Consider the following 23,169-nt stretch of genomic DNA (forward strand, 5'->3'; position numbering starts at 1 on the left):
CGGCCGCGTGCGCGCGTGCGCACCACGACGAATTGGACCTGAACTCCCTATGACGAACACCACCCTCACGAAGGCCGGCATCGCCCTCGGCGCCGGAACCCTGCTCGCCCTCGTGGGCGCGCTGCCCGCGAGCGCCCACGTCGGCGTCAGCGCCTCGACCACGGCCGCCGGCTCGTACGCTCTGCTCTCGTTCAGCGTGCCGCACGGCTGCGACGGCTCGCCCACCACCGCGATCTCGATCGAATGGCCCGAGGAGATCACCGCCGCCACCCCGACCGTCGTCGCGGGCTGGGAGGCATCCAAGGTGACCGTCGAGGTCGCCGCCACCACCGATGCCCACGGCAACGAGGTGACCGAACGCGTCGCGCAAGTCGTCTACACGGCGACCGACGGCGGACTCCCCGACGGCTACCGCCAGCAGTTCGATGTGCAGGCGCTGCTGCCCGATCTGGAGGCGGGAACCACGCTCTCGTTCCCGGTCACGCAGACCTGCGCGGTCGGCGAGACCGTCTGGGACGGCGAGGACACCCCGACGGTGACGCTCAGCGCCGCTGTGGTCGACGCGCACGGGCACGATGAGGACGACGACGCGCACGAGACGGACACCGACGAGCAGACGGACGCGTCGGCCGACGCCAGCGCCGCGGCCTCGACCGACGTGCTCGCCCGGGTGCTCGGCATCGGCGGTCTCGTCGTCGGCACCGCCGGCATCGTGGCGGCCGTCGTCGCGCGCCGCGGCGTTCGATCGGAATCATGACCCGGTCACGACGTGCCGGCATGGCGGTGGCAGCGCTCGCTGCTGCCGCCGTGCTCGGCCTCGCCTCCCCGGCCCTTGCGCACAACTCGGTCGTCTTCACCAACCCCGCCGAGGGTGCGGTGGTGACCGAGCTGCCCGAGAGCTTCGAGATCCGGACGAACGAAGCTCTCCTCGACCTGGGCGGCGAGGGCAACGGCTTCGCCTTCCAGGTGCAGGATGCGGCGGGCCTCTACTACGGCGACGGCTGCACCCGGATCTCGGGTTCGTCGATGTTCACGACGGCCGCGGTCGGGGCGCCGGGCGAGTACACGATCACCTGGCAGCTGGTCTCGGCCGACGGCCACACGATCAGCGGGAGCTACGGCTTCACCTGGGCTCCCGCCGACGCGTTCGCCGCCGCGGAGGGAAGCGCGACCGCGCCCACCTGCGGGGTCGACGCGGAACCGGTCGAGGCATCCCCGGAGGCCTCCGCATCCGAACCGGGCGCGATCAGCTCGGACGCGTGGTGGATCCTCGGCACCGTCGGCGCCATCGCTCTCACCGTCGTCGTCACCCTGCTGCTGGCCCGCCGCCGCCCCGCCTAGCACCCCAGTGCGACGTTTCTCCGGAGATCCCGGAGGCGCGCAACCGCCCCGTGGGACCTTTCTCCGGAGAATCCACATCAAACGGCCCCGGATGCCCTGCCAGCACGGCATTGACCGGCGAGAACTCCGGAGAAACGACACACTCGCGGGCGGGGCGGGTCACACGACCTCCGGAGAAACGACACACTCGCGGGCGGGGTGCTGACGCACGAGTGGCCCCGGACTCAGTCCGGGGCCACCTGCGTGATGTGAGTCGTGCTACTTGACGAGCGCGTTGCCCGTCTTGCGGCTCGTGAGCACCTGGTCGATCAGACCGTACTCCAGCGCCTCGGCAGCCGACAGGATCTTGTCGCGCTCGATGTCGGTGTTGACCTGCTCGGGGGTGCGGTTGGAGTGCTTCGAGAGCGTCTCCTCCAGCCAGGTGCGCAGGCGCAGCACCTCGGCGGCCTGGATCTCGATGTCGGACGCCTGCCCGCGACCGGCCTCGCCGACGGCGGGCTGGTGGATCAGCACGCGCGCGTTCGGCAGCGCGAGGCGCTTGCCGGGCGTGCCCGCCGCGAGAATGACCGCGGCGGCCGAGGCCGCCTGGCCGAGCACCACCGTCTGCACCTGCGGGCGGATGTACTGCATCGTGTCGTAGATCGCGGTCATCGCGGTGAAGGATCCACCGGGCGAGTTGATGTACATGACGATGTCGCGATCCGGGTCCTGGCTCTCGAGCACGAGAAGCTGCGCCATCACGTCGTCGGCGGAGGCGTCATCCACCTGCACGCCGAGGAAGATGATGCGGTCCTCGAAGAGCTTGGCGTAGGGGTCCTGACGCTTGAAGCCGTAGGCGGTGCGCTCCTCGAAGCTGGGGAGGATGTAGCGCGAGCCGGGCATCCGCTGTGCCAGGTCGCCGGCCGCGGAGAAGTTCGGGGTTTCCATCTGAGTTGTCGTCCTTCGTCTCGGGCTCGCCGGCTACTTCTTGTCGTTCGTGCCGCCGCCGCCGACGACGTCGGAGGCGGACTCACGGATGTGATCCACGAACCCGTACTCGAGCGCTTCCTGCGCGTTGAACCAGCGGTCGCGGTCGCCGTCGGCATTGACCTGCTCGACGGTCTTGCCGGTCGCCTCGGCGGTGATCTCGGCCAGGCGCTTCTTCATGTCGAGGATGAGCGCGGCCTGCGTCTGGATGTCGGAGCTGGTTCCGCCGAATCCGCCGTGCGGCTGGTGCAGCAGCACGCGCGCGTTGGGGGTGATGTACCGCTTGCCCTTCGTGCCGGCGGTGAGGAGCAGCTGCCCCATCGAGGCCGCCATGCCGATGCCGACCGTGACGATGTCGTTCGGCACGAACTGCATCGTGTCGTAGATCGCCATGCCCGCAGTGATCGAGCCACCGGGCGAGTTGATGTAGAGGTAGATGTCCTTCTCGGGGTCTTCCGCGGCAAGCAGCAGAAGCTTCGCCGCGATCTCGTTCGAGTTGTCGTCGCGCACCTCGGATCCGAGCCAGATGATGCGGTCTTTGAGAAGGCGGTCGAAGACGCTCGGCGGGAATGCCGTTTCAGCCATGGAAGAGACTCCTGTTCTGTGGTGTCGAGTTCGAATCTACCGGCGAGCCCGCCTCGACTTGGGCATGTTCGCCGTGGGCGTGAGCGCACGGCGAACCGGGCAGCGCAACCGCCGTGGGCGTGAGCGCACGACGAACAAGCCGACTTATCCGCCGTGGGGGTTCGGCGCCGGCACGAACCGAGCGATCGTCTCGTCGATCTCGGATTCGACGGGGCGCCACGGCAGAAGGTGCTTGTGGATGCGCAGCGACACGAGGCCATGGAGCATCGTCCACAGTCGCAGCGCGGTCTCCGTCGCCTCCGCCTCGGTCATCTGCCTCTCGGCAGCGATCAGTTGGGCCGCTTCGTCGATGAGGCTCCAGCGATCGTGTTCGTGTTCGGGCAGGTCGAGTCGGTCGGCGCTCTCGAAGAGCAGCTGGTAGGCCCCCGGATGAGTCAGCCCCCACCGCGCGTAGGCGTTGCCGAGGGCGGCGAGCCGCATGCGGGGCGGAGCGCCGTCGGGGAGCGTCGAGCGGATCGCGTTCTCGAGGTCGTCGAGTTGTGCGTCCAACACGGCCGCCGTGAGCGCCTGCGCGGAGTCGAAGTGCAGGTAGACGGCGGCAGGCGAAACGGAGCAGGCGCGCGCGACGGCGCGAAGCGATGGGAGCGCAACCGACTGCGGGTCGACGAGGAGGGTGCTGGCTGCGGCGACGAGTTGAGCACGGAGCTGCTCGCCCGTGCCGCGCGGATTCGGATCCCGTGCCATCCCCACCTCCGTTCGACATTTCACTGAACATGTGTAAACCTACACCGGTGAACACTCGTTCACCCAAAACTGAGGGACACCCCGTGAGCATCGACTACACCGGCACCACCGCACTCGTCACCGGCGCAAGCTCGGGCCTGGGCGCGGAGTTCGCCCGACAGCTGGCCGCCCGTGGCGCCGACCTCGTGCTGGTCGCCCGCCGCGAGGATCGCCTGCAGTCCCTCGCCGACGAACTGCGCCAGACGGGACGAACCGTCACCGTGATCGCCGCCGACCTCGCCGCACCGGATGCCGCATCCCGGCTGGCCGCCGAGCTCGCCGAGCGCGACATCAGCATCGCCACGCTCGTGAACAACGCCGGTTTCGGAACGCGCAACCGCTTCGAGAACGAGGACGCCGCCCGAATCGCCGAGGAGGTCGATCTGAACGTCGGCGCTGTGGTCGACCTCACGAAGGTCTTCTACGACCAGTTGCAGGCGAACGACCGAGGCGCCCTGATCACCGTCGCGAGCACGGCGGCGTACCAGCCGGTGCCGTTGATGGCCGTCTATGGCGCCACGAAGGCGTTCGTGCTGAGTTTCACCGAGGCTCTCTGGTTCGAGAACCGGGATCGCGCGCTCGGCGTGCTGTGCCTCTCCCCCGGCGCAACCTCGACGGAGTTCTTCGAGATCGCGGGCGAGGACGCTCAGGTCGGCGACTTCCAGACGCCGACGCAAGTTGTCGATCTCGCTCTCCGCACGCTCGACCGCCGCAGCCCTCCGCCGAGCATCGTCTCGGGCACACGGAACCGTGCGACCGCGTGGTCGGTCCGGCTCGTGAGTCGTCGCCTCGCGGCGAAGCTCTCGGGGCAGGTCGCGCTGCGCAACCCGGTGTGAGACCAGCCCGCGGCCGCGACGGGCGTTCGCTCGGCCCGCTGCCCGGGCGTTCCACGACGTTCGCTCACATCTTCCATGGCGCTTCTGCGAGCACCGCGTTACGGTGGCCGTACCGAGCCAAGGAGCTTCACATGAAGACTTTCCTGCCCGTCACCACCGTCGCCGCGCTCGCCCTCGGCTTGAGCGGGTGCGCGTTTCTTCCGAGCGGGAGCCCGTCGATCTCACTGGATGCCTTCGAGCTCGAGGCTGAGTCGCTCGCCCTGGAACTCACCGGTGTCGCCGCGGATGTCGAGTGCGGCAGCGGGTCGATTCCGTTCGAGGTCGGCTCCGAGGCGGAGTGCGCGATGACGGATCCCGACAGCGACGACTCGGCAACGGTCGTCTTCGGGATCGCCTCGATCCGCAGTAGTGACGACTTCGACCTGGAGGTGCTGGATGTCGTCGACACCAGCGGAAATCCGCCGAGCGAGCATCCGACGGTTCCCGCGAGCGAGATCGAAGAACTCGCGGCGGGCTCGCTCGGGCAGCAGGGCGTCATCGCCGCGGTGCTGTGCCCTGACGAGGAGATCGAGATCTTCGAGGGCAACACCTTCCGCTGCGGTCTCGTATTCGAGGACGGCGGCTTCGGGGAGGCCGCCGTCTCGATCACCGAGTTCGACGGCTCGAACTTCAGCGTCGTCGCCGCGGTCGTCGACTAGCGCTCAGCGCAGCAGCTTCTCGAGCGTGTTGAAGTTGCGGGTCGTGATCCACGGCTTCCACCGTGCCGCCGCCTGCGCCTTGCCCAGCCGCGAGTCGATCGTGGATCCCTGCGGCACCGTCCAGTAGATGACTCCCTCCCCCGGCGCGGCCCGTTCGGCTGCCGGGTCGAGCTCGACGGCGAGAAGCGCATCACGCACCTCCGGACGCACGGCGACGATCGCGTAGTCGTGCCAGCCGTCACGTCCGCGCTCGAAGGGGTAGGCATCGACGATTCGGCGGATCGCGTCCAGCGGGAGCACGTGCACCCAGGCCTCGTAGCCGAACCGCTCGCGCAGCGCCGTCTCGAGGCGGGCTGCTGAGGCATCCGGATCGTCGTCGGTCGTGAAGAGCACATTGCCGCTGGCGAGCACCGTGCGCACCTCGGTGAAACCGAGGCTTTCGACGAGTTCGGCGAGCTCCGCCATGCGGATCTTCACCCCGCCGACGTTCACTCCACGAAGAAGGGCGGCACACCGGGTCATGAACCCAGTGTGCCGCCCTTCTCAGACGTTCGTCTTAGTGGTTGTGGCCCGCGTGCTCGTCTTCGGCACCCGCGTTCGCGGCCGCGAGCAGGTCGGCGGCCCCGTTCGACGGGTCGTCGCCCTCGCCGAGAACCGCGGCGGTGAAGGCGGAGACATCCACGGCCTTGCCCTTGGTGTCGACGACCTTGGCCTTGCCGAGCACGACCGCGAGCACCTTGCTGCGGGCGACTTCGCCAACCATCGCCGGGATCTGACCGTTCTGGTCGAGCACCTGGATGAACTCGCCCGGCTCCATGCCGTACTGGCTGGCGGCCTGCACGAGGTAGCGGGTGAGCTCGTCCTGGCTGACCTTGATCTCTTCCTTCTCAGCGATCGCGTCGAGGAGGATCTGGGTGCGGAAGGTCTTCTCGCTGGAGACGGCGACCTCGGCGCGGTGCTCGTCGTCCTCGAGACGGTTCTCGTTCTCGAGGTGGCGGTTCACCTCGTCGTCGATCAGCTGCTGCGGGACGGGGATCTCGACCTTCTCGAGGAGAACGTCGACGATCTTGTCACGCGCCGCGGCGCCCTGACCGAAGGTGGCGGACTTCTCGAGCTGCTCACGCAGGTCGGCACGCAGCTCGCCGATGGTGTCGAACTGGCTGGCGATCTGAGCGAACTCGTCGTCGGCCTCGGGCAGCTCGCGCTCCTTGACGGCGAGCACCGTCACGGCGATCTGCGCCTTCTCGCCGGCGTTGTCGCCGCCGAGCAGCTCCGACTCGAAGGTGGTCTCTTCGCCCGCGGTGAGGGTCTCCACGGCGTCGTCGATGCCGTCGATCAGCTCGCCCGAGCCGAGCTCGTAGCTGATGCCGGAGGCGGTGTCGACCTCGGTGCCGCCGATCGTGGCGGTCAGGTCGAGCGACACGAAGTCGCCCTTCTTGGCCGGACGGTCGACGGTGACGAGGGTGCCGAAGCGGGTGCGGAGGTTCTCAAGCTCGGTCTCGACGTCGTCGGGCGAGACGCTGACGGGCTCGACCTCGAGCTTGAGGCCGTCGTACTTGGGCAGCTCGAAGTCGGGACGAACGTCGACCTCGACCTCGACGAGCAGGTCGCCGGAGAAGTCCTTCTCGCTCGGCCACTGGGTGACGTCGGCGGAGGGGCGTCCGAGCGGGCGGAGCTTCTCCTCCTGCGCTGCCTCGCGGTAGAGGCGGTCGAGGCCTTCGCTCACCGCGTGGTTGAGCACCTCGGCGCGGCCGACGCGCTGGTCGATGATGGGCGGCGGAACCTTGCCCTTGCGGAAGCCGGGAATGTTGACCGACTCGGCGATGTGCTTGTAGGCGTGGTCGATGGAGGGCTTGAGTTCCTCGGGCGTCACGGTGATGCTGAGCTTGACGCGCGTGGGGGAAAGCTTCTCGACGGTCGTGCTGACCATAGGTCTGGTATCTCCTGAAGGTGTCTGGATGGGCTTCGTCGGGGCGACAGGATTTGAACCTGCGACCTCCCGCTCCCAAAGCGGGCGCTCTAGCCAAGCTGAGCTACGCCCCGGATGTTTCGTCCCGCCGCCGATGTTCGCGGCGGGCGGGGCGGCACCGTGAGTGACGTGCGGGCACGGCTCACCGACGAATGGCCGCGGTAAGTCTAGCCGAGAGTGACTGCGGGTGTTCTTTGCGAACCCGGGCGCTCACCGCCGCGCGCATGCTCGAATTGAGCAGCGGCGCCGGGAACCGCGTCCGGCGCCCTCGATAATGGACTCTGTGTCGACTTCTCTTGCGCGCCCCACTGTGCCCGATGTGCGCAAGAGCGACGGGCTTCTTCCCGAGATCCAAGGCCTCCGCGCCGTAGCGGTGGGCCTCGTTTTCGCATTCCATCTGTGGCCCGAACGGATCCCCGGCGGATTCATCGGGGTCGACATCTTCTTCGTCATCTCCGGTTATCTGATCATCGGGCATCTCGTGCGCCAGCTCCGCGACACCGGACGCATCGACCTCGCTGGCTTCTGGACCCGCCGAATCCGGCGCATCCTGCCCCTCGCCCTTGTCGTTCTGTTCGCGACCGCGATCGCTTCGTGGCTCCTCGCCCAAGGCGAGGACCGAATCCAGTACCTGCAAGAAGTCATCGCCGCGGTGTTCTTCTCAGAGAACTGGCTTCTGGCCTACAACGCGATCGACTACCTCCGCGCGGACTATGACCCGTCGCCGGTGCAGCAGTTCTGGTCGCTCGGAGTCGAAGAGCAGTTCTACCTGCTGCTCCCGGTGCTCTTTGCGCTGGTCGTGTTGGCGACGGGGCGCCTCAGCAGGCAACGGAACAAGGCGATCCTGATTCTCCTCGTCACGCTGTTCACCGCGAGCCTGATCGCGAGCGTCATCTTCTCCTCGACGGCTCCCGAGACGGCATATTTCGCGACCCCGCTGCGTCTGTGGGAGTTCCTCGCAGGCGGCCTCGCCGCGTTCGTGTCCGTGCGCGTCCCGCAGCGCTGGTCGACACTCGTCGCCGCCGGCGGCGCCGTCGCGATCGTCCTCTCAGCGTTCTTCATCACCGAGGAGACCCCGTTTCCCGGCTGGGTCGCTCTTGTCCCCGTCGTCGGCACGCTGGCCGTGATCGCGGCCGGGAATGAGTCGTGGTTCGGGCGGATCTCCTCCTTCACCCCCGTGCTGTGGGCGGGCGGCATCTCGTACGGCATCTATCTGTGGCACTGGCCGATCATCCAGTTCACCCCAGGTGAGCTCGACCAGATGGGGATTGTCACCAAGGCGGTGATCATCGCCGGGACACTCGCCTTGGCCTGGGCCACGAAGCGGACGATCGAGGATCCCGCACGTTTCGCCACGGCCTTTGGCTCGCTCCGCCTGCGAAAGCGCACGGTCGTCGTCGCGGCAGTCGCCGCGATGTCTCTCGTCGCGGGCGTCGCGTGGGCTGGGGTCACCGTGACCGAGCGAGAACGAGACGAGCTGCTCGCCTACATCGACCGACTCGAGTCCGGCGATCTGGGGTGCCTGGGTGCCGCGTCCGCCGACCCCGCCCTCTCCTGCTCGACAGACATGGACGGCCCCGTTCTTCCGCCGCTTGAGGTGCTGCGCACCGACGACTCGAACCGATCGGAGTGCTGGAGCGGCGACTCACCGCCCACGGTGAACGTGTGCACGCTTGGGCCGACGTCGGGCTACGACCTCCGCGTGCTCGCGCTCGGCGATTCGTTCAATGGCGCACTGGTCGCCGCCTACGAGACCACCGCGGAACTCAACAACTGGCGGATCGACGTCGCCTCGCGGCGAAGCTGTTCGTGGAGTTCGGCACCGACGAACGCATCCCGGAGTGAGGAATGCTTGCTGTGGAATGACCTCGTCGACGAATACCTCAACGAGGTGGAGCCGTATGACGTGATCTTCACCACGGCATCGGGTCGCGTCGCCTCGGACACCCTCGTCGCCGGATATCAGGAGACTTGGCAGAGGCACGCCTCCGACGAGACGCTGATCATCGCGATCGCCTCACCGCCACGGACTCGCAACGGGTACATCTCGTGCTTGAACGACCATCCCGACTCGATCAACGAGGAGTGCTCGCTCGATCGCACGGAGGCGCTTTCTGACATCGACGCGCTCTCCGTCGCGGCCGCCTCAACCGCCCACGTTGCCGTCGTCGACCTTAACGACCTCATCTGCCCCGGGGACCCGTGCACGCCGATCGTCGGCAACGCGATCGCGTACCGCAGCAGCGGGCACCTGACGCGCACGTTCGTCACGACGTTGGGACCGTATCTGGCGGAACGCGCGGCGGACGTCGTCGCGACCCAACGATAGAGCCGCCGACGAGCACCCCGCGGGTCGCGGGTGTTGTTTCTTCGCTGCGAGGGGCATCCTTGACGTCATGGGCGAGTCACGTCGCGCGGCCAAGGACTGGGTCGCCGGATACCTGCGGGCCTGGAAGTCGAACGATCCCGCCGAGATCGGGGCTCTCTTCGCCGAGAAGGCCGAGTACCGCTTCGATGCCTTCAGCGATGCGGTGGTCGGCCGCGAGGCGATCGTGGCCGAATGGCTGCGCCGTCAGGATGCGGCGGATTCGTGGACCTTCGAGCACGAGGTCGTCGCAACCGAGGGCGACCTCGCGATCGTCGAAGGCGTGACCCGCTACGCGGACGGCCGCGCCTACTCGAACCTCTGGCTGATCCGGCTCGCCGCCGACAAGACGGCCACCTCGTTCACCGAGTGGTGGATGGACCACGCCACCCCGTCCTGAACGGGGGCGCCGCGCTCCTGCGCTACACTCAATCCCGGCCGTTCCGACGGCCGACGGGGATGTAGCTCAATGGTAGAGCCTCAGTCTTCCAAACTGATTACGCGGGTTCGATTCCCGTCATCCCCTCCACTTTGACGCAGTATCCGCCAGGATGAAGTCGTGTTGGATCCTGCCGCGCTCTGGACGGTCGTCGGCGCGCCCCTAATGGTCGGCATCGCGCTTTGGCTCATCACAGGTTGGGTTCGCGCGTGCATTCAATGGAGTCGCGCGCGCAAGGCTCGGCGCCGCAAGATTGTTTCGTTACTCGGCCGAGCTCGCTCGCTCGCATTTCGCGCAATTCGCGACGGCCTGTACGACGAGGCGTTTATCGCAGATTCAACGACGCCACTGGATACAGCTAGGCGCGAGTACGACGACATCACGGTGGCGGCGCTTGACCTGTTCGTACGCGGCGAAGAGGAAGTTGCCTTCTGGACAGCTGCCGAGTTCTACGCCGGCTTCTGGGATCCTCTGGAGTACCTCAACAACAGCGGACTCCCACGAAGCCCCCACCCCGAGGGCTGGCAACTCATCCCGTTCGAAGCTGAAGGCGAAGCATGCGTCGAAGACGAACGAGGTGAGCGAGTCGAAAGCGCTGGCTACATCCTGCCTCGCCCGAACCGGCTCGCGGGCTGGGCGGAGGGGAAGGACCCCGGCCCGAGATACGGGCACATGTTCCGCCCCGGGGATACGCTGCGCCACAACATCGTGCATCCGAATAGCGACGTCAACATGGACATGTTGCTTCCGCCGCTCTGGAATGGATGGGGCAGGCGCCCGAGATACCCATTCCGGACTGAGCACTGGCGCTGGCGTCTCTCCCGCGAGAAAACGGCGTAGGGCTCATAACAAGTCGCGGATCTCCACGCCGAATGCGACGGCCAGGCGATACAGAGTATCGATGCTGACGTTGCGTCGCCCACGCTCAATACCGCTGACATAGGTGGTGTGGACTTCGACCCGTTCAGCAAAGGCCTCCTGCGACCACTTCCGCTCGGCTCGGAGTTTCCGCACACGCGATCCCAGGTCGACCCGCCAAGGCTGGGGCGGGGCTGATTTCGGCACCCTTCAAACCTGGGCGTGTTGACTCATCGTCTCCAACGACGATGAGCAATGTCGCGGCGTGGATGCCACCGGACCTCGCTCGCTGCGCGATCCCGAGGCGGTGGCCGAGCGTCGGAGGCTCTGGCAAGGCACGGCACTCGCCACTCTGCGTGACTATGTCGGAGACCTGCCGATCCGAGGCAGAGACGCGCCATCATTCGACCCGACCGACGCGGGTACGGATGCCGGGGTGCTGTTCGTGCTCGAAGCGCCGGGGCCGAAGGCGGCTGCCGGGAAGGGCTCTGGATTCATCAGCGCCGACAACAACGTCCAGACCGCAGCCAACCTCTGGCAGGCGCGCACCGAAGCCGGACTACTGGACGACTGCCTGCACGCGAACATCGTCCCCTGGTACCTCGGCGCCGCATCAGTGAAGCCGACCCCACTGGAGTTGGCAGACGGCGCGATCCAGCTCCGGTACGTGATCGAGTTGCTACCGAGACTCGCGGTCGTTGTCCTGTGCAGTGGCTACGCACGTCAGGGGCGGCGGCGCTACATCGCGGGACTGTTCGACGGCCCCGGCCCCGCAGTCACTGAGTCGCATCGCCTGAGCGCGGGGTCGTTGAACTTCGTCACCCGTCGAGCGGAGTTCGCCGCCGCCGTCGGGCGAGCCGCTGCCCTGTTGGCGTAGACGCCTTCACGCAGCACGCGCGACGTGCCGATCCTGTTGAAGGCGCTCGTGGCCGACCTGCGGAAGGTGCTGCTGGCGAACCCGAACTCGGGCGTCCCCAAGGCGTTGTTCTGGCCCGCTCGCGAGAACGGCTCCCGCCGCCTCGAATGGACGCGGCCCATCGCCATGAGCGGCTTCCTGAACTACTACTTGCTCCCCGCAGCGCAGGCGGTCGGCGTCGAGCACATCCGCAACCACGACACCCGGCACACGGCAGCGAGCCTGTGGCTGGCGGCAGGGTTCCAGCCGTTTCAGGTGAGCCGATGGCTCGGGCACTCGTCGCTCGAACTCGTCGGGCGCGTGTACGGGCACACTTACGTCAGCGACTACTCGGCGGAGGTCGAGCGCTTCGAGGCGTTCACCCGCACGGCGGAGGCGTGACCATGACACCCCGCGACGCCCTGCGCGCCGTCGCCCTCGCGCACCACGCCGAGATCGAAGCGCTGTATCGGCGGATGGTCGCCGACCTGCCCGAGGGTCACTCGGTGACGATGGACGACCTGCAGAACCGTGACGTCGTCGTTGTGCTGGGCGAGGTCGAAAGTGATGCCTGGAACCGCACAGTCGAGGCGATCTGGCTCGACACCCGCCTGGCCCGCGGCTTCGGCTACACGTTCCACCGCCGGAAGCCGCCGCTCCCGATGCGCCCTAAGAGTCGACAAGATTCCCACTTGACAAACAAAATCTTAATTCCGTACTCTGTCTCTTGTTCAGCCCGACAAGAGTTAGGAGCTCACCTTGGATGTGACCGGATACGACCCCGACGAGCGCTTCTACGCGACTCGCTACCGGCAGGGGCAGCGAACTGTCTTTTCGCTCGACCTGTCCTTGACCCAGATCGCGTCACTTATCCCGCCCCCGACCGCGGGCAAGGCCGCCGAGGGGAACCGAATGGTCAAGGAAGCGCACGCACGCGCCTTCGGCGAATACGTCCGAACGAAGAAAGACTGGGTGGCTCCCGCCCTCGTCCTTCGAGCACCTGACATCTTCAAGTTTGAGGTTCGCGAGACTATCGGCGGGACGGAGTTCGGCGTCCTGGCGTTCCCGAAGCTCGCGGCCACGGACCTCCGCATTCTCGACGGACAGCATCGGATTCTCGGGATCCATCTCGCGATTCAGGGAATCGCCGACGACCTTGAGAAAGCGCGAACCCTTGTCGCCGCAGCCAAGCGGAATGAGGATATTCCCGACGTGATCGGAAAGCTCCAGGGCCGGGTCGACGAGCTCATGTCTCAGCGTGAACGCTTCTCGAAGGAGCGCACGTCGCTCCAGATTTTTGTGGAAGATGACCAGCAGGCGTACAAGCAGATGTTCTTCGACATCGCGGACAACGCGCTCGGCATCACTTCATCCGTTCGCGCGCGGTTCGACAGCCGGAAGGTAGTAAACCGCAGTCTCGAAGCAGTCATGAAGCACGCTCTCCTTAAGGGACGGGTCGATCCCGAGCAGGACCGCATGGGCCGCAACAACCCGAACCTCATGGGCGCCAAGCAGGTTGCAGAGATCGTCCGGACCCTGGTCGTCGGGATCGACGGGCGGATCGGACGGCGTCTAGAGGATGAGCTCAGCGAAGACGCGCTCGTACAGAAGTCGAACGACTTCTTCGACGTCCTTCTCGAGTCGTTCCCGCCGCTGGCGCAGGTAGCGGACGAAGAACTGACTCCAGAGGACTTGCGCAAGTCGAACATGCTCGGATCGACAGTGATGCTCCGCGTTCTCGCAGGTGTCTACACCGAGCTCACCGACCGCCGCGCCTTCGACGACGACGACGTCGTGGACTACTTCTCGAGGCTCGCACCTCATATGGCTGGTTCGGCGAAGGATGATGGTATCTGGATTGCCCACATGGGCGATGACGTATTCGCGGTCGGGGCACTAGCACCTCGCTCCCGCCGTCAGGACCTCAAGCAGCTCCGGGACACGCTCGTGAAGTGGGCTGAGACGAACCCGGAGTGGCTCTCCTAGGGACGCGCACGTTCCGCGCCCCGCCGAGAAGACTCGGCGGGGCGCGGCTGCTTCACGCGCATCGCCCGATCGAGCTCAGGTGGGCGCGAGAGGGCCAAGAGAGGGCGACCGCGCTCCGCCGGGGCGATCCAAGGCCGACCGAAGGCGACCACCTGCGAAAAGTCGAACGGCCCGAGGAGCCCCAAAATCACTGGGCACGGCAGCCGAGCGAGGGCGAAGTCGGTCGACGGCGGCAAGGAGCGTTAACAGTTTGAGGAGCGGCTTCCAAACTGATTACGCGGGTTCGATTCCCGTCATCCCCTCCACACGAAGCCCGACTCAGCGCGATGCCAGCGACCGCTCCCGCTTGCGCTGCACGCCGCCGATCACGGCCTTGACCAAGGCGACGGCTGAGACCACTGCCCACACGGCCTCCAGCAGCAGGAATCCCCACTGGCCGCCGAACGCCGCCTCGACGGCGAGGACGGCCGAGCCGACGAGGTTGAGCACGAGGTACCGGCGTGACTGCGGGGTGAACCAGCGGCGCTGAGCCGCGACGAAGGCGGTGAGAATCAGCAGCGATCCTGCGATTTGGACGATCTGGTCGAGCATGACGGCCCCCTCGGGGAGCGTCGTCGTGCGGTCCGGGTACGGCGCGTCTCGTCCGGGAGGCCGACCGTGCGTCGGCATCGCGACAATTCTCTCAGTTCGGTCGAGGAAACGAAACTCCGGGACGGTGCTCAGGATCGTCGTCGCGAGCATCGACAACTCGCGACGCGGATACGATTCTCGTGGCCCGCTACGAGGTGCGCCCCGGCCGCCCCGCTGCACTCGTCTTCGCGCGGTACATCGCCGCGTCCGCGTCGCGAAACAGCTCCTCGATCGTGCGCGGGTCGTTCGGCGCGCACACGGCGACGCCGACGCTCGCCCCGAGTTCGACTCCGGGAGCAGCCTCCACGGACTCGGCGAGCGCCCGCTGCGCCCGTTCGGAGACCAGCTCGGCCTCGGCGACGTCGACCCCGCCGCACACGATGACGAACTCGTCGCCGCCGATCCGCGCGACCACATCGTGGTCGCGCACCACCGCGCGCAGCCGTGCGGCGGCCGCCTGCAGCACGGCATCGCCGGCGAGATGCCCGTGACGGTCGTTGACCTGCTTGAAGCCGTTCAGGTCGATCACGATCACCGCGAACGGCTCGTGCGCGTCGCGGGAGCGCCGCGCGACCTCGTCGACCGCGTCGGCGAGCAGCCGTCGATTCGCCAGCCCTGTGAGCTGATCGTGCGTGGCACCGTGACGAAGCTGCTCGTGCAGGGCGATGCGGTCCAGCGCATTGACGGCAATGCGCCCCAGCGCCTGCAGAAGCTCGCCGTCCTGATCGGTCCAGTCGCGCCGTCGACCGAAGCAGATCGTGGTGATGCCGAGCGTCTCGGCCTCGCCGACGAGGGGCGCCGCGACGACGGTCTCGACGCGCCCACGGCGAAGCGCCGCCGCGGTCGACGGATCCCGCTCGTCGGCGACGTGGGCGACCTCCAGGGCACCGGTGACGAGTGCCGCGCTCTCGATCGCCAGCCACCCGTCGACGCGACGCTCGCCGGCGAGCGCCTCGAGGCCCATCGTGCCGAGCGACGAGACCGACACCGCCGTCGCGTCGAACGCCCGGCGCACCGCGTCCGCCAGAGCACCGCCGGCTTCCGCAGCCGTGGGCGCATCGCCGATCGCCACGCCGGCCTCCTGAAGCACGCGCACGCGGGCCGCCGACGACTCGGCAGCACGGCGCGCCGCCAGCAGCTCGCGCTCGTAATCGCGCCGTTCGCGCGCATCGAAGACGGCCACCTGCACGTCGCTCGACGGCTCGCCCTCGGCGTTCGACCACCGGGCAGAGACGAAGGCCGGCAGCTCCGAGCCGTCAGACCGCGCGAACGTCAGCGCGACCTCACTGACCGCTCCGCGCAGGCGCAGCACGGGAAGGTATCGCGTGTCGTAGAAGAGCTGGCCCGAGGCGGTCAGCAGCGACGAGAAGGTGAGATCCGCCAAGCCATCCGCCGACACACCGAGCCACTCCTGAAGAGTGACGTTCATGCCGAGGATGGCGCCGTCGATTGTGGTCGACATCAGCCCGCACGGGGCCTGGTGGTATCTCGAATCCTCGGTCGGCTCGTCGCGTTCGCTCATCCCACCGACTCGGCGATCGCGGCGGCCAGCTCCTCGGGCGCCGAGAGGTTCGGGCAGTGCCCGCGCGCATCCAGACGGACGAGTCGCGCACCGGGGATGTTGTCCGCGACGTACTCGCCGACCGCATCCGGCGCGATGACGTCGTCGGTGCATTGGAGCACGACCGTCGGCGTGGTCACCTCGGCGAGGTCGAGCCGGTTGTCGGAGAGGAAGGTGACACGGGCGAAGTGCCGAGCGATCTCGGGGTCGACGCTGCAGAAGCTCGCCGTCAGCTCCTCCCCGAGCTCGGGACGCTCCGAATTGCCCATGATCACCGGCGCGATCGCCGACGACCAGCCCAGATAGTTCGCGTCGAGCGTGTCCAACATGCCGTCGATGTCGGATTCGGTGAACCCGCCGACGTAGTCGCCGTCGTCGACGTAGCGCGGGCTCGGACCGACGAGCACGAGCGAACCGAACCGCGAGGGGTCTCGGGTCGCGGCGAGGACGCCGATCATCGCGCTCACCGAGTGCCCGACGAAGACAACATCGGTGAGGTCGAGCTCATCCAGGATCTCGAGCAGATCATCCGCGTAGCCGTGCAGCGAGTCGTACTTGCCCCGGTCGTAGGCGCTCACATCAGAGCCGCCCGATCCGACGTGATCGAAGGTCACCGTCATGAACCGATCCCGGAAGGCCACCTCGACGTGCCGCCACATCTCCTGGCTGCATCCGAACCCGTGCGCGAACACGATCGGTCGCGCGTCGGCCCGGCCGCGAACCCGCACGTTGTTGCGCCGTCGAACATCGGCTGCTGCTGCTGACACGGTGCCCCCTTCGCATCGCGAGACTAGTCGACGCCGCCTCAGGAAGTTAGTCTTCCAAGGCGCTTCGCGTTTCGCACGGCGCCACGTCAAGCTGGGGGGGTGAGTCGATCGGTGCGAGCCGGCGAGCCCCACGAAGACCTCAGCCAGCGCACGGATGCGCCGGGGACGTTCGACGCGCCGCTGCTGCTCGGCCGCTACCGCCCACTCGAGCGAATCGGACGCGGGGGCAGCGCCACGGTGTTCCGCGGGGTCGACGAGACCTTGGATCGCCCGGTGGCGATCAAGCTGTTCCACGCCGGCACGGCACGCGAACTCGAACGCCACGGGGACGAGCTCCGGGCGCTCGCCGGGCTGGCCCATCACGGAATCGTCGGGATCATCGATGCCGGGATCGACCTCTCGCAGCGAGACGACCCGCGGCCGTTCCTCGTGATGGAGTACGTCTCGGGAATGACCCTGCAGGATGCCGCTCAAGCCCACCGACTGAGCACGCGCGCCATCGGCGAGCTCGGCTTCGAGGTCGCCGAGACGCTCGCCTACATTCATGCCCACGGGGTCGTGCACCGCGACGTCACCCCGACGAACATCATGCTCGTCGACTATGGGACGCCGGCATTGCGGCGCCGAGCCCGACTGACTGACTTCGGCATCGCGGTGATCGGCGGATCGACCCCCGGCGACTCGGATGTCGCGGTCGGCACGGCCGCCTACCTCAGTCCGGAGCAGGCGACGGGGCAGAGCGTCGGCGCCCCGACGGACATCTATTCGCTGGGTCTCGTCCTGCTCGAGCTCTTCACCGGGCGCCGGGAGTTCCCGGGTCCGTTCCGGGAGTCGATGGCCGCACGGCTCGAACGCGATCCGGTCGTCGAACGCGGCGTGCCTCGCGCCTGGCGGCCCCTGCTTCGCGAGATGACGGCGCGAGAGCCTGCGCGGCGCCCCGACGCCGCAGCGGTGCTGGAGTCCTCGCGACGTCTGCTCCGTGCGCGTCGGCGCTAGTCGAGCCCCAGCGTCTGGATCGAGTTCGCGACGACCTCCGCGGACGCCTGGAAGCGCGCTGTCTCGTCGTCGCTGAAGGGCAGCGGCAGCACTTCCGAGATGCCGGACGAGTCGACGATGGTCGGTACCGAGAGTGCGACGTCGGAGACGCCGTGGTAGTCGGTCAGGATCGAGCTCACCGGCAGGATCGCGTGCTCGTCGCGCAGGATCGCCTCGACGATGCGCGCGCCCGAGACGCCGATCGCGTAGTTGGTGGCCCCCTTGCCCGCGATGACCTTGTAGGCGGCGTGCACGACGTCGTCGGCGATGCGGTCCAGTTCGGCGGCGTCCAGCGCGCGCCGGCCCGCTGGGGCCCACTCGCGGATCGGGATCGGCCCGATGCGGGCCTGCGACCAGAGCGGGAACTCCGAATCGCCGTGCTCCCCCACCATCATGGCGTGCACGCTCGACGGGGCAACGCCCACCCGCTCGGCCAACAGCCACTTGAGGCGGGAGGAGTCGAGCACCGTGCCCGAGGAGAACACGCGGTTGGCGGGCAGTCCGCCGAAGCGGTGCGCCGCGACCGTCAGAACGTCGCAGGGATTCGTGACGAGCATGTAAATCGCGTCCGGCGCCTGCTCGACGAGTGCCGGCATGAGCTTGCGCAGAATCGCCACGTTGGCGCCCGCGAGGTCGAGGCGCGACTGGCCCGGCTCCTGCTTGGCGCCCGCCGTCACGACGACGACGTTCGCGCCGTGCACGACTCCGATGTCGGAGCCGCCGGTGATCCGCGACGCCCCCGTGAACGCGGTCCCGTGCGCCAGGTCGAGCACCTCGGCCTCGACCTTGTCGGTGCGGATGTCGTAGAGGGCGACCTCGCGCGCGCTGCCCCGCAGCAGCGCAGAGAACGCGAGTGAGGTCCCGACGGCGCCCGCGCCGATGATCGCGAGCTTGGAGTTTTCGATGACGGCCATGCCCCCATCGTCGCCGAACTGGCCCCGGAATCCGAGGGACGGAAGTCCCACGGAACACGGCAAGATCCGGGCTTCGCTCGGCTATTCGGCACCCCGTGGCGCTTTTGTACCCCGAATCGTCCCCCTTTTTGCCCCCCGCTCTGGGGATGGGGGACTCTGTCTCCCCCGGAGTAACTTCGAAGACGTTCACCCCCCTCGCCACGCTCCCCCAGATCGCGTGGCGCCCGTCCCCCCGGAGCACCCTCATGACTGTCGTCACCCCCCAGACGCCCGCCGCCCCCGCCGGTTGGTACCGCGACCCGCTCGGCATTCCCCAGCTGCGCTGGTGGAACGGCATCGCGTGGACCAACCACATCCAGGAAGACCGCGCCGAGTTCCAGACCTGGTCGCACGACCTCGCGGGTGCCGTCGCGTAGTCTCCGCCGCGGAATCACGCACGCTCGTCGCTGAGAAATTCCCACATAGCTCTCGCGTCCCCCGTATAGGGGGGTATAGCATGCCGAGTACCACGATCCCCGTCGTGGACACTCCACTCCCGCTTCTCCCGCGAAGGAGCACCCCCGTGACGACCATTACCCCGTCGGCCCCCGCCATTCCCGCTGGCTGGTACCGCGACCCGCTCGGAATCCCCCAGCTGCGCTGGTGGAACGGCATCGCCTGGACGAACCGCATCCAGGAAGACCGCGCAGAGATCCAGACGTGGAGCATCGACTACAGCGATGACGCGATGGATCGTCGCGCCGGCCGCCACACCGCCGCCTGAGATCACTGTTGCCTGACCGCACCGCCGCACCCCGACGACGGTCGCGCGCCTGGCGCGCTCCGTCATCGCGCCGCAGCAGCGGTGCCGACGCACGAGAAATCTGACGCGCTTTCGCACGGCGCGGGCTAACGTGAGCGGTGATGACCGAGCCAAACTCATCGTCACCGTTGAGCGAGTCGCAGCTGGCCACCCGGGCGCGAGAACTGCGCGACCTGGGTCGATGCCCCGCGTGCCTGGCGCCCCTCACCTCGCTCACCTGCGGCAGGTGCGGGCTGAACCTCGACGACCCGCTCGCGCACGAACTCGCGGCCGCCTCGGAGGACGCCGCCTCCGCGCTGGAGAAGCGCGCGGCCCTCATTGCGCGGATGCGCGCCGCCCGCCGCGACGCCGCGCCCGCAGCTGGTCCTGAGCCTGCAGCGGCGGCCGAACCGACGACGGCTCCCCAGCCGGCAGCGGAGGCGCCCGCAGCAGCACCCGCGGCAGGACAACCCGCCGCAGCCACCCCGCCGACGCCACTCGCCCCGGCACGGCCGCGGCGCTCGAGCGTGCAGATCACGCTCGTGGTCATCGGCGTCTCGCTGCTGTCGACCTTCGCGGTGTTCGGGCTCGTCTACGCGTTCATCAACTACGGGGTCGTCGCACGCTCCCTCATCGTGGGAGCCGTCACCGTCGCCGCGATCGTCGTCGCCTCGACGCTGCGCCGACGCGGTCTCACCAGCACCGCCGAGGGCATCGCCGCGCTCGGCGCCCTGCTCGTGGTGCTGGACGCCTGGGCGATCCGCGAGAACGACTTCTTCGGCGTCGCGGAGACCGACGGGGCGCTGTACTGGGGGTCCGCGCTCGCCCTGTGCGCGGCGTTCTTCATCGTGTGGAGCCGCGTCGCCCTGCTGCGCCTGCCGTCGATCGCCGGGCACGCGCTCGTGGCGCCGGCGGTGTTCGTCTTCGGCCTCGGGGTGACGACCGAGATCCTGCCGCTCGACGATGACGCGCTCCGCGGCTACAGCGCCGCCGTGGCCGGAATCCTCGCGGCCCTCGCGCACCGTCTGCTCATGCCGAGCGATGAGCGCCAGCGCGGCCGCGCCGGGGTCGCCGAACGCATCCTGATGATGATCGGCGCTCTGCTGCTCGGGCTCATCGCGGCGATCGCGGGCGGATTCGTCGCGGTCGACGAGCCCGGTCGCGAGTTCGTCGGCGCGCTCGCCCTCGTCGGGGTCGCGCTCGCCCTCGGGGCACTCGCCGCATCCGCACTGAGCGTGCGGGGTGCGCGCCCGGCGACGCGCGTTCTGGCGGGCGTCGCCGTGGGTGGCACCGTCGCGGTGCTGATCGTCGCCCCGCTCAACGCCGCGGCGCGCGACGACAACCTCGACCTCGCCTTCGCAGGGCCGCTGCTCGTCGCTGCGACGCTCGCCATCCTCGGCGATCTGATTCTGCGGCGGGTGCGCGCGGGGCGCCGCGGCGTCGCGGCCGCGGGAATGTTCGTGGCGATCGGGCTCGGCAGCTTCGCCGCCCTCGTCGCGTTCACGATCGCGGCATTCGCCGCCGGCACCCAGTTCGCCCTCCTCGGCCGCGAGGGCGTCACCCTCGGCACGCGTGCGGATGCGGTCGAGAGCGAATCCGTCGCCAGCATCCTGGGCCTGGCCGGTGTCGTCGCGCTCACTGCGGCGGTGTGGCTGATCGACCGGGTGCTCGTCCGGCGCCGTGCCGCGCTCGTCGCGGGCGCCCTCGTCGTCGCCGCCCTGGCCGCACCGCTCGCCCTGATTCATGGCCTGGTGCTGCTCGTGTGGTGGGTGATCGCCGCGGCATCCATCGTGGTGCTCGTCGTGCGACGCGCGCATCCGGAGCGGGCCCGCGTCTCGCTGGCGAGCGGCGCGATCATCGGCGCGACCCTCGCCTACCTCGCCTCGTGGACGACACCGGAGGCGTGGATCGCCAGCAGCCTGCTCGCGATCGGCGCCCTCGGGGTCGGCCGGTGGCTGGTTCGAGGCGACGTTCGGATCCTCCCCGACGCCGCCATGCTGGCGATCGGCGCGGTGCTCGCCGGAGCCCTCGTGCGCGAGTTCAGCGGCTTCCGCGCCGCCCCGGTGCTCGACACGGCCACGGCCGCCGCGGTCGCCGCGGTCGCGGCGCTCGCCGTCGTGCTGTGCGCCACGCTTCCGGATCGCGTCCTGGGCGCCGTCGAACGACGCGCCATGTTCTGGGTCGCGACCGGCGCGGGCCTGGCCGCGATGATGCTCACCACCGGCATCGGCGGCGTGGGCCGCGAGTATGCGAACGCGCTGCGGCTGATGGCGGCCGCAGGCGCCGCGATGCTCGTCGGGCTCATCGTCTGGGTGTCGCATCGCCGGACCGTGCGCTTCGCCCCTGAGCGCTTCGTCGCCGCGCTGCTGCTGCCCGGCGTCGCGGTGGCGATCGTCTGGCCGCTCGCCGCCGCCGCTCGGATCCCGGAGGGGGCCATCGCGCTGAGCGTCGAGTTCGCACTGCTCGCGGCCGTGGTCGCCGGGCTCGCGTTCGCGATCGGGGGACACGGCCGGCTCCGGCTCGCATCCGACCTCGGCGCGGGGGCGATCGCGGTCGTGGCCCTGGTGACACCGATCGCGGATCCTCGCGTCGACCCGTGGGTCGTGCTGCTTCCCGCCGCCGTCATCGCGCTGGTTGTCGCCATCTCGCCCGACGGGCTGTTCGAGTCGAGCTCGCCCCGGAGGCACCTCGGCTGGGTCGCCCTCGCCCTCGGCGCCGCCGCGCTGTGGTCGCGGCTGTGGCAGAGCGACACCATGCAGGTCGAGCCGTACACGCTGCCCGTCGCGGGCGCGGTCCTGCTGATCGCTGCCCTGATCCACTGGCGTGCGCCGCGGCGCGACGCCGCCGTCGCCCCGCCGAGCGTCGCGTATCTGATCGCCGCCGCACTGCTGCTGGCGCTGGTGCCCTCGGCGATCGTCACCACCGACGCGTCGCCCGCCCGCACGCTCGTCGTCGCACTGGCGGCGCTCGCCGCGCTCGCACTCGGGGCGGTCTCCGGCGCCGACTCGTCGCACATCGGCACCCACGCCGACCGGTTCGTCGGCTACCTCGTCGGCACGGCGACCGTCGTCGCCCTGCTCGCGGGGGCGATCGGAAACTCCCCGGCCGCCCTCGACCCGATCGCTCTCGCCTCGGTGGCGACGCTCGCCGCGATCTCGCTGCTCGTCCTCGTTCTGCCGCCCGCACACGGTGCCCGGGCATTCTCCTGGTCCGCGTTCGGGCTCGGCGCGCTGGGCGGCCTCGTCCTCATCACGACGGATGTCGCGGATCCGCTCGAGTGGGTGACCGTTCCGCTCGCGGCGGCCCTGCTCAGCCGCGGGTCGATCGCCCTGCGCCGTCGCCCCGAGTCACGCAGCTGGCCGCAGCTCGGAGCGGGGCTGGCGGTGCTGCTCGTACCGTCACTGCTGGCCGCCTACGACGAGGACCCGCTGTGGCGCGTGATCGGCATCGGCGTCGTCTCCTTCGCCGTGCTGGCCGTCGGCCTGTTCGCGAAGCTCCAGGCGCCGTTCGTGATCGGCGGCGTCGTGCTGCTGTGGCATCTGGTCACCCAGTTCTGGAACCAACTCACCCTCGTCTACAACGCGGTGCCGTGGTGGGTGTGGGTCGGGATCGCGGGTGCGCTGCTCATCGCCGCCGCGATCCGATATGAGCAGCGCCTGAACAATGTCCGGACGATTGCTCGGAGTGTGCGGCAACTCCGCTGAGGACTGCCTTGCCTTCGTTGCGGAATCTTCCGCGGTGGCTAGCGTTGTATCTGTCG

At 68.7% G+C, this 23,169-nt stretch carries 24 protein-coding genes, 2 tRNA genes and 1 riboswitch; of the genes, 15 read left to right on the forward strand and 11 right to left on the reverse strand.

Annotation, left to right across the window (positions count from 1 at the left end; all coding sequences use genetic code 11):
- The first annotated feature begins 49 nt into the window (after positions 1-49).
- Together ACR3ZA_RS03115 and ACR3ZA_RS03120 are read left to right on the forward strand one after the other, a co-directional pair.
- Positions 50-757, forward strand: a complete 708-nt coding sequence (locus ACR3ZA_RS03115; RefSeq protein ID WP_473660057.1) for a DUF1775 domain-containing protein — start codon at positions 50-52, stop codon at positions 755-757.
- Positions 754-1,341: a copper resistance protein CopC gene (locus tag ACR3ZA_RS03120; protein WP_473660059.1), complete on the forward strand. Its 588-nt coding sequence runs from the start codon at positions 754-756 to the stop codon at positions 1,339-1,341. Before ACR3ZA_RS03115 ends, ACR3ZA_RS03120 begins: the two co-directional genes overlap by 4 nt.
- Positions 1,342-1,599: 258 nt before the next feature.
- Here the strand turns inward: ACR3ZA_RS03120 and ACR3ZA_RS03125 are convergent, their stop codons facing one another.
- From ACR3ZA_RS03125 to ACR3ZA_RS03135, 3 genes are all read right to left on the reverse strand, one after another.
- Positions 1,600-2,268, reverse strand: a complete 669-nt coding sequence (locus tag ACR3ZA_RS03125) for an ATP-dependent Clp protease proteolytic subunit (RefSeq protein ID WP_473660061.1) — start codon at positions 2,266-2,268, stop codon at positions 1,600-1,602.
- 33 nt (positions 2,269-2,301) lie between these two features.
- Positions 2,302-2,892 carry an ATP-dependent Clp protease proteolytic subunit gene (locus ACR3ZA_RS03130; RefSeq protein WP_473660063.1) on the reverse strand — a complete coding sequence of 197 codons (591 nt, stop codon included), beginning with the start codon at positions 2,890-2,892 and terminating at the stop codon, positions 2,302-2,304.
- A 144-nt stretch (positions 2,893-3,036) separates the two neighbouring features.
- Positions 3,037-3,636, reverse strand: coding sequence for a WHG domain-containing protein (locus ACR3ZA_RS03135; RefSeq protein ID WP_473660065.1), 600 nt, complete (start codon positions 3,634-3,636; stop codon positions 3,037-3,039).
- A gap of 83 nt (positions 3,637-3,719) precedes the next feature.
- On the opposite strand from ACR3ZA_RS03135, the gene ACR3ZA_RS03140 reads away from it, so the two are divergent.
- Entirely contained in the window at positions 3,720-4,511 is a 792-nt protein-coding gene (locus ACR3ZA_RS03140; protein WP_473660067.1) for an SDR family NAD(P)-dependent oxidoreductase, read from the forward strand.
- A 131-nt stretch (positions 4,512-4,642) separates the two neighbouring features.
- Positions 4,643-5,209 carry a hypothetical protein gene (locus tag ACR3ZA_RS03145; RefSeq protein ID WP_473660069.1) on the forward strand — a complete coding sequence of 189 codons (567 nt, stop codon included), beginning with the start codon at positions 4,643-4,645 and terminating at the stop codon, positions 5,207-5,209.
- Between the two features lie 3 nt (positions 5,210-5,212).
- On the opposite strand, the gene ACR3ZA_RS03150 is transcribed toward ACR3ZA_RS03145, so the two are convergent.
- From ACR3ZA_RS03150 to ACR3ZA_RS03160, 3 genes are all read right to left on the reverse strand, one after another.
- A complete protein-coding gene (locus ACR3ZA_RS03150; protein WP_473660070.1) occupies positions 5,213-5,731 on the reverse strand; it encodes a DUF1697 domain-containing protein in 519 nt (172 codons plus the stop codon).
- Positions 5,732-5,765: 34 nt separating this feature from the next.
- Positions 5,766-7,139, reverse strand: a complete 1,374-nt coding sequence (gene tig / locus ACR3ZA_RS03155) for a trigger factor (protein WP_473660072.1) — start codon at positions 7,137-7,139, stop codon at positions 5,766-5,768.
- A gap of 38 nt (positions 7,140-7,177) precedes the next feature.
- Positions 7,178-7,252: transfer RNA gene (locus ACR3ZA_RS03160), tRNA-Pro, on the reverse strand.
- A gap of 209 nt (positions 7,253-7,461) precedes the next feature.
- Between ACR3ZA_RS03160 and ACR3ZA_RS03165 the strand changes: the two genes are divergently transcribed.
- From ACR3ZA_RS03165 to ACR3ZA_RS03180, 4 genes are all read left to right on the forward strand, one after another.
- Positions 7,462-9,507, forward strand: a complete 2,046-nt coding sequence (locus ACR3ZA_RS03165) for an acyltransferase family protein (RefSeq protein ID WP_473660074.1) — start codon at positions 7,462-7,464, stop codon at positions 9,505-9,507.
- A 67-nt stretch (positions 9,508-9,574) separates the two neighbouring features.
- Positions 9,575-9,943, forward strand: coding sequence for a nuclear transport factor 2 family protein (locus ACR3ZA_RS03170; protein ID WP_473660076.1), 369 nt, complete (start codon positions 9,575-9,577; stop codon positions 9,941-9,943).
- A 55-nt stretch (positions 9,944-9,998) separates the two neighbouring features.
- A tRNA-Gly gene (locus ACR3ZA_RS03175) sits at positions 9,999-10,072 on the forward strand.
- Positions 10,073-10,102: 30 nt separating this feature from the next.
- Positions 10,103-10,822, forward strand: coding sequence for a hypothetical protein (locus ACR3ZA_RS03180; protein WP_473660078.1), 720 nt, complete (start codon positions 10,103-10,105; stop codon positions 10,820-10,822).
- 3 nt (positions 10,823-10,825) lie between these two features.
- On the opposite strand, the gene ACR3ZA_RS03185 is transcribed toward ACR3ZA_RS03180, so the two are convergent.
- Entirely contained in the window at positions 10,826-11,047 is a 222-nt protein-coding gene (locus ACR3ZA_RS03185; RefSeq protein ID WP_473660080.1) for a helix-turn-helix domain-containing protein, read from the reverse strand.
- Positions 11,048-11,105: 58 nt separating this feature from the next.
- Between ACR3ZA_RS03185 and ACR3ZA_RS03190 the strand changes: the two genes are divergently transcribed.
- The 3 genes from ACR3ZA_RS03190 to ACR3ZA_RS03200 all read left to right on the forward strand — a co-directional run bounded on the left by ACR3ZA_RS03190 (position 11,106) and on the right by ACR3ZA_RS03200 (position 13,721).
- The gene (locus tag ACR3ZA_RS03190) at positions 11,106-11,717 is read left to right on the forward strand and encodes a uracil-DNA glycosylase (RefSeq protein WP_473660082.1); all 612 of its coding nucleotides are present in this window, start codon (positions 11,106-11,108) and stop codon (positions 11,715-11,717) included.
- Between the two features lie 24 nt (positions 11,718-11,741).
- Complete coding sequence (locus ACR3ZA_RS03195) at positions 11,742-12,137, forward strand: tyrosine-type recombinase/integrase (protein WP_473660084.1); 396 nt, start codon at positions 11,742-11,744, stop codon at positions 12,135-12,137.
- 363 nt (positions 12,138-12,500) lie between these two features.
- Positions 12,501-13,721, forward strand: coding sequence for a DNA sulfur modification protein DndB (locus tag ACR3ZA_RS03200; protein WP_473662271.1), 1,221 nt, complete (start codon positions 12,501-12,503; stop codon positions 13,719-13,721).
- A 318-nt stretch (positions 13,722-14,039) separates the two neighbouring features.
- Here ACR3ZA_RS03200 and ACR3ZA_RS03205 read toward each other — a convergent pair whose 3' ends face one another.
- The 3 genes from ACR3ZA_RS03205 to ACR3ZA_RS03215 form a co-directional block, all read right to left on the reverse strand.
- A complete protein-coding gene (locus ACR3ZA_RS03205; protein ID WP_473660088.1) occupies positions 14,040-14,312 on the reverse strand; it encodes a CBU_0592 family membrane protein in 273 nt (90 codons plus the stop codon).
- Positions 14,313-14,326: 14 nt separating this feature from the next.
- A riboswitch (guanidine-III (ykkC-III) riboswitch) is annotated at positions 14,327-14,393 on the reverse strand.
- Positions 14,394-14,499: 106 nt separating this feature from the next.
- Positions 14,500-15,873, reverse strand: coding sequence for a diguanylate cyclase domain-containing protein (locus ACR3ZA_RS03210; protein ID WP_473660090.1), 1,374 nt, complete (start codon positions 15,871-15,873; stop codon positions 14,500-14,502).
- Complete coding sequence (locus tag ACR3ZA_RS03215; RefSeq protein ID WP_473660092.1) at positions 15,870-16,679, reverse strand: alpha/beta fold hydrolase; 810 nt, start codon at positions 16,677-16,679, stop codon at positions 15,870-15,872. The genes ACR3ZA_RS03210 and ACR3ZA_RS03215 overlap by 4 nt, the downstream gene beginning before the upstream one ends.
- Positions 16,680-16,778: 99 nt before the next feature.
- Here ACR3ZA_RS03215 and ACR3ZA_RS03220 point away from each other — a divergent pair, with 99 nt between their 5' ends.
- Entirely contained in the window at positions 16,779-17,675 is an 897-nt protein-coding gene (locus ACR3ZA_RS03220; RefSeq protein WP_473660094.1) for a protein kinase domain-containing protein, read from the forward strand.
- On the opposite strand, the gene ACR3ZA_RS03225 is transcribed toward ACR3ZA_RS03220, so the two are convergent.
- Entirely contained in the window at positions 17,672-18,628 is a 957-nt protein-coding gene (locus tag ACR3ZA_RS03225; RefSeq protein WP_473660096.1) for an L-lactate dehydrogenase, read from the reverse strand. The genes ACR3ZA_RS03220 and ACR3ZA_RS03225 overlap by 4 nt on opposite strands.
- Before the next feature lie 245 nt (positions 18,629-18,873).
- Here ACR3ZA_RS03225 and ACR3ZA_RS03230 point away from each other — a divergent pair, with 245 nt between their 5' ends.
- The 3 genes from ACR3ZA_RS03230 to ACR3ZA_RS03240 all read left to right on the forward strand — a co-directional run bounded on the left by ACR3ZA_RS03230 (position 18,874) and on the right by ACR3ZA_RS03240 (position 23,113).
- Positions 18,874-19,044, forward strand: a complete 171-nt coding sequence (locus ACR3ZA_RS03230; protein ID WP_294179788.1) for a DUF2510 domain-containing protein — start codon at positions 18,874-18,876, stop codon at positions 19,042-19,044.
- A gap of 146 nt (positions 19,045-19,190) precedes the next feature.
- Positions 19,191-19,391, forward strand: coding sequence for a DUF2510 domain-containing protein (locus ACR3ZA_RS03235; RefSeq protein WP_473660098.1), 201 nt, complete (start codon positions 19,191-19,193; stop codon positions 19,389-19,391).
- Positions 19,392-19,531: 140 nt separating this feature from the next.
- Positions 19,532-23,113: an SCO7613 C-terminal domain-containing membrane protein gene (locus tag ACR3ZA_RS03240; RefSeq protein ID WP_473660100.1), complete on the forward strand. Its 3,582-nt coding sequence runs from the start codon at positions 19,532-19,534 to the stop codon at positions 23,111-23,113.
- The last annotated feature ends 56 nt before the right edge of the window (positions 23,114-23,169 follow it).

It is taken from the genome of Herbiconiux sp. J20-20 (assembly GCF_057365085.1).

Coding starts and splice junctions, on each gene's coding strand:
- ACR3ZA_RS03230 (WP_294179788.1), top strand. CDS start 18,874: ATGACTGTCGTCACCCCCCAGACGCCCGCCGCCCCCGCCGGTTGGTAC.
- ACR3ZA_RS03205 (WP_473660088.1), bottom strand. CDS start 14,312: ATGCTCGACCAGATCGTCCAAATCGCAGGATCGCTGCTGATTCTCACC.
- ACR3ZA_RS03115 (WP_473660057.1), top strand. CDS start 50: ATGACGAACACCACCCTCACGAAGGCCGGCATCGCCCTCGGCGCCGGA.
- ACR3ZA_RS03240 (WP_473660100.1), top strand. CDS start 19,532: ATGACCGAGCCAAACTCATCGTCACCGTTGAGCGAGTCGCAGCTGGCC.
- tig (WP_473660072.1), bottom strand. CDS start 7,139: ATGGTCAGCACGACCGTCGAGAAGCTTTCCCCCACGCGCGTCAAGCTC.
- ACR3ZA_RS03170 (WP_473660076.1), top strand. CDS start 9,575: ATGGGCGAGTCACGTCGCGCGGCCAAGGACTGGGTCGCCGGATACCTG.
- ACR3ZA_RS03125 (WP_473660061.1), bottom strand. CDS start 2,268: ATGGAAACCCCGAACTTCTCCGCGGCCGGCGACCTGGCACAGCGGATG.
- ACR3ZA_RS03135 (WP_473660065.1), bottom strand. CDS start 3,636: ATGGCACGGGATCCGAATCCGCGCGGCACGGGCGAGCAGCTCCGTGCT.
- ACR3ZA_RS03210 (WP_473660090.1), bottom strand. CDS start 15,873: ATGAGCGAACGCGACGAGCCGACCGAGGATTCGAGATACCACCAGGCC.
- ACR3ZA_RS03120 (WP_473660059.1), top strand. CDS start 754: ATGACCCGGTCACGACGTGCCGGCATGGCGGTGGCAGCGCTCGCTGCT.
- ACR3ZA_RS03145 (WP_473660069.1), top strand. CDS start 4,643: ATGAAGACTTTCCTGCCCGTCACCACCGTCGCCGCGCTCGCCCTCGGC.
- ACR3ZA_RS03225 (WP_473660096.1), bottom strand. CDS start 18,628: ATGGCCGTCATCGAAAACTCCAAGCTCGCGATCATCGGCGCGGGCGCC.
- ACR3ZA_RS03130 (WP_473660063.1), bottom strand. CDS start 2,892: ATGGCTGAAACGGCATTCCCGCCGAGCGTCTTCGACCGCCTTCTCAAA.
- ACR3ZA_RS03150 (WP_473660070.1), bottom strand. CDS start 5,731: ATGACCCGGTGTGCCGCCCTTCTTCGTGGAGTGAACGTCGGCGGGGTG.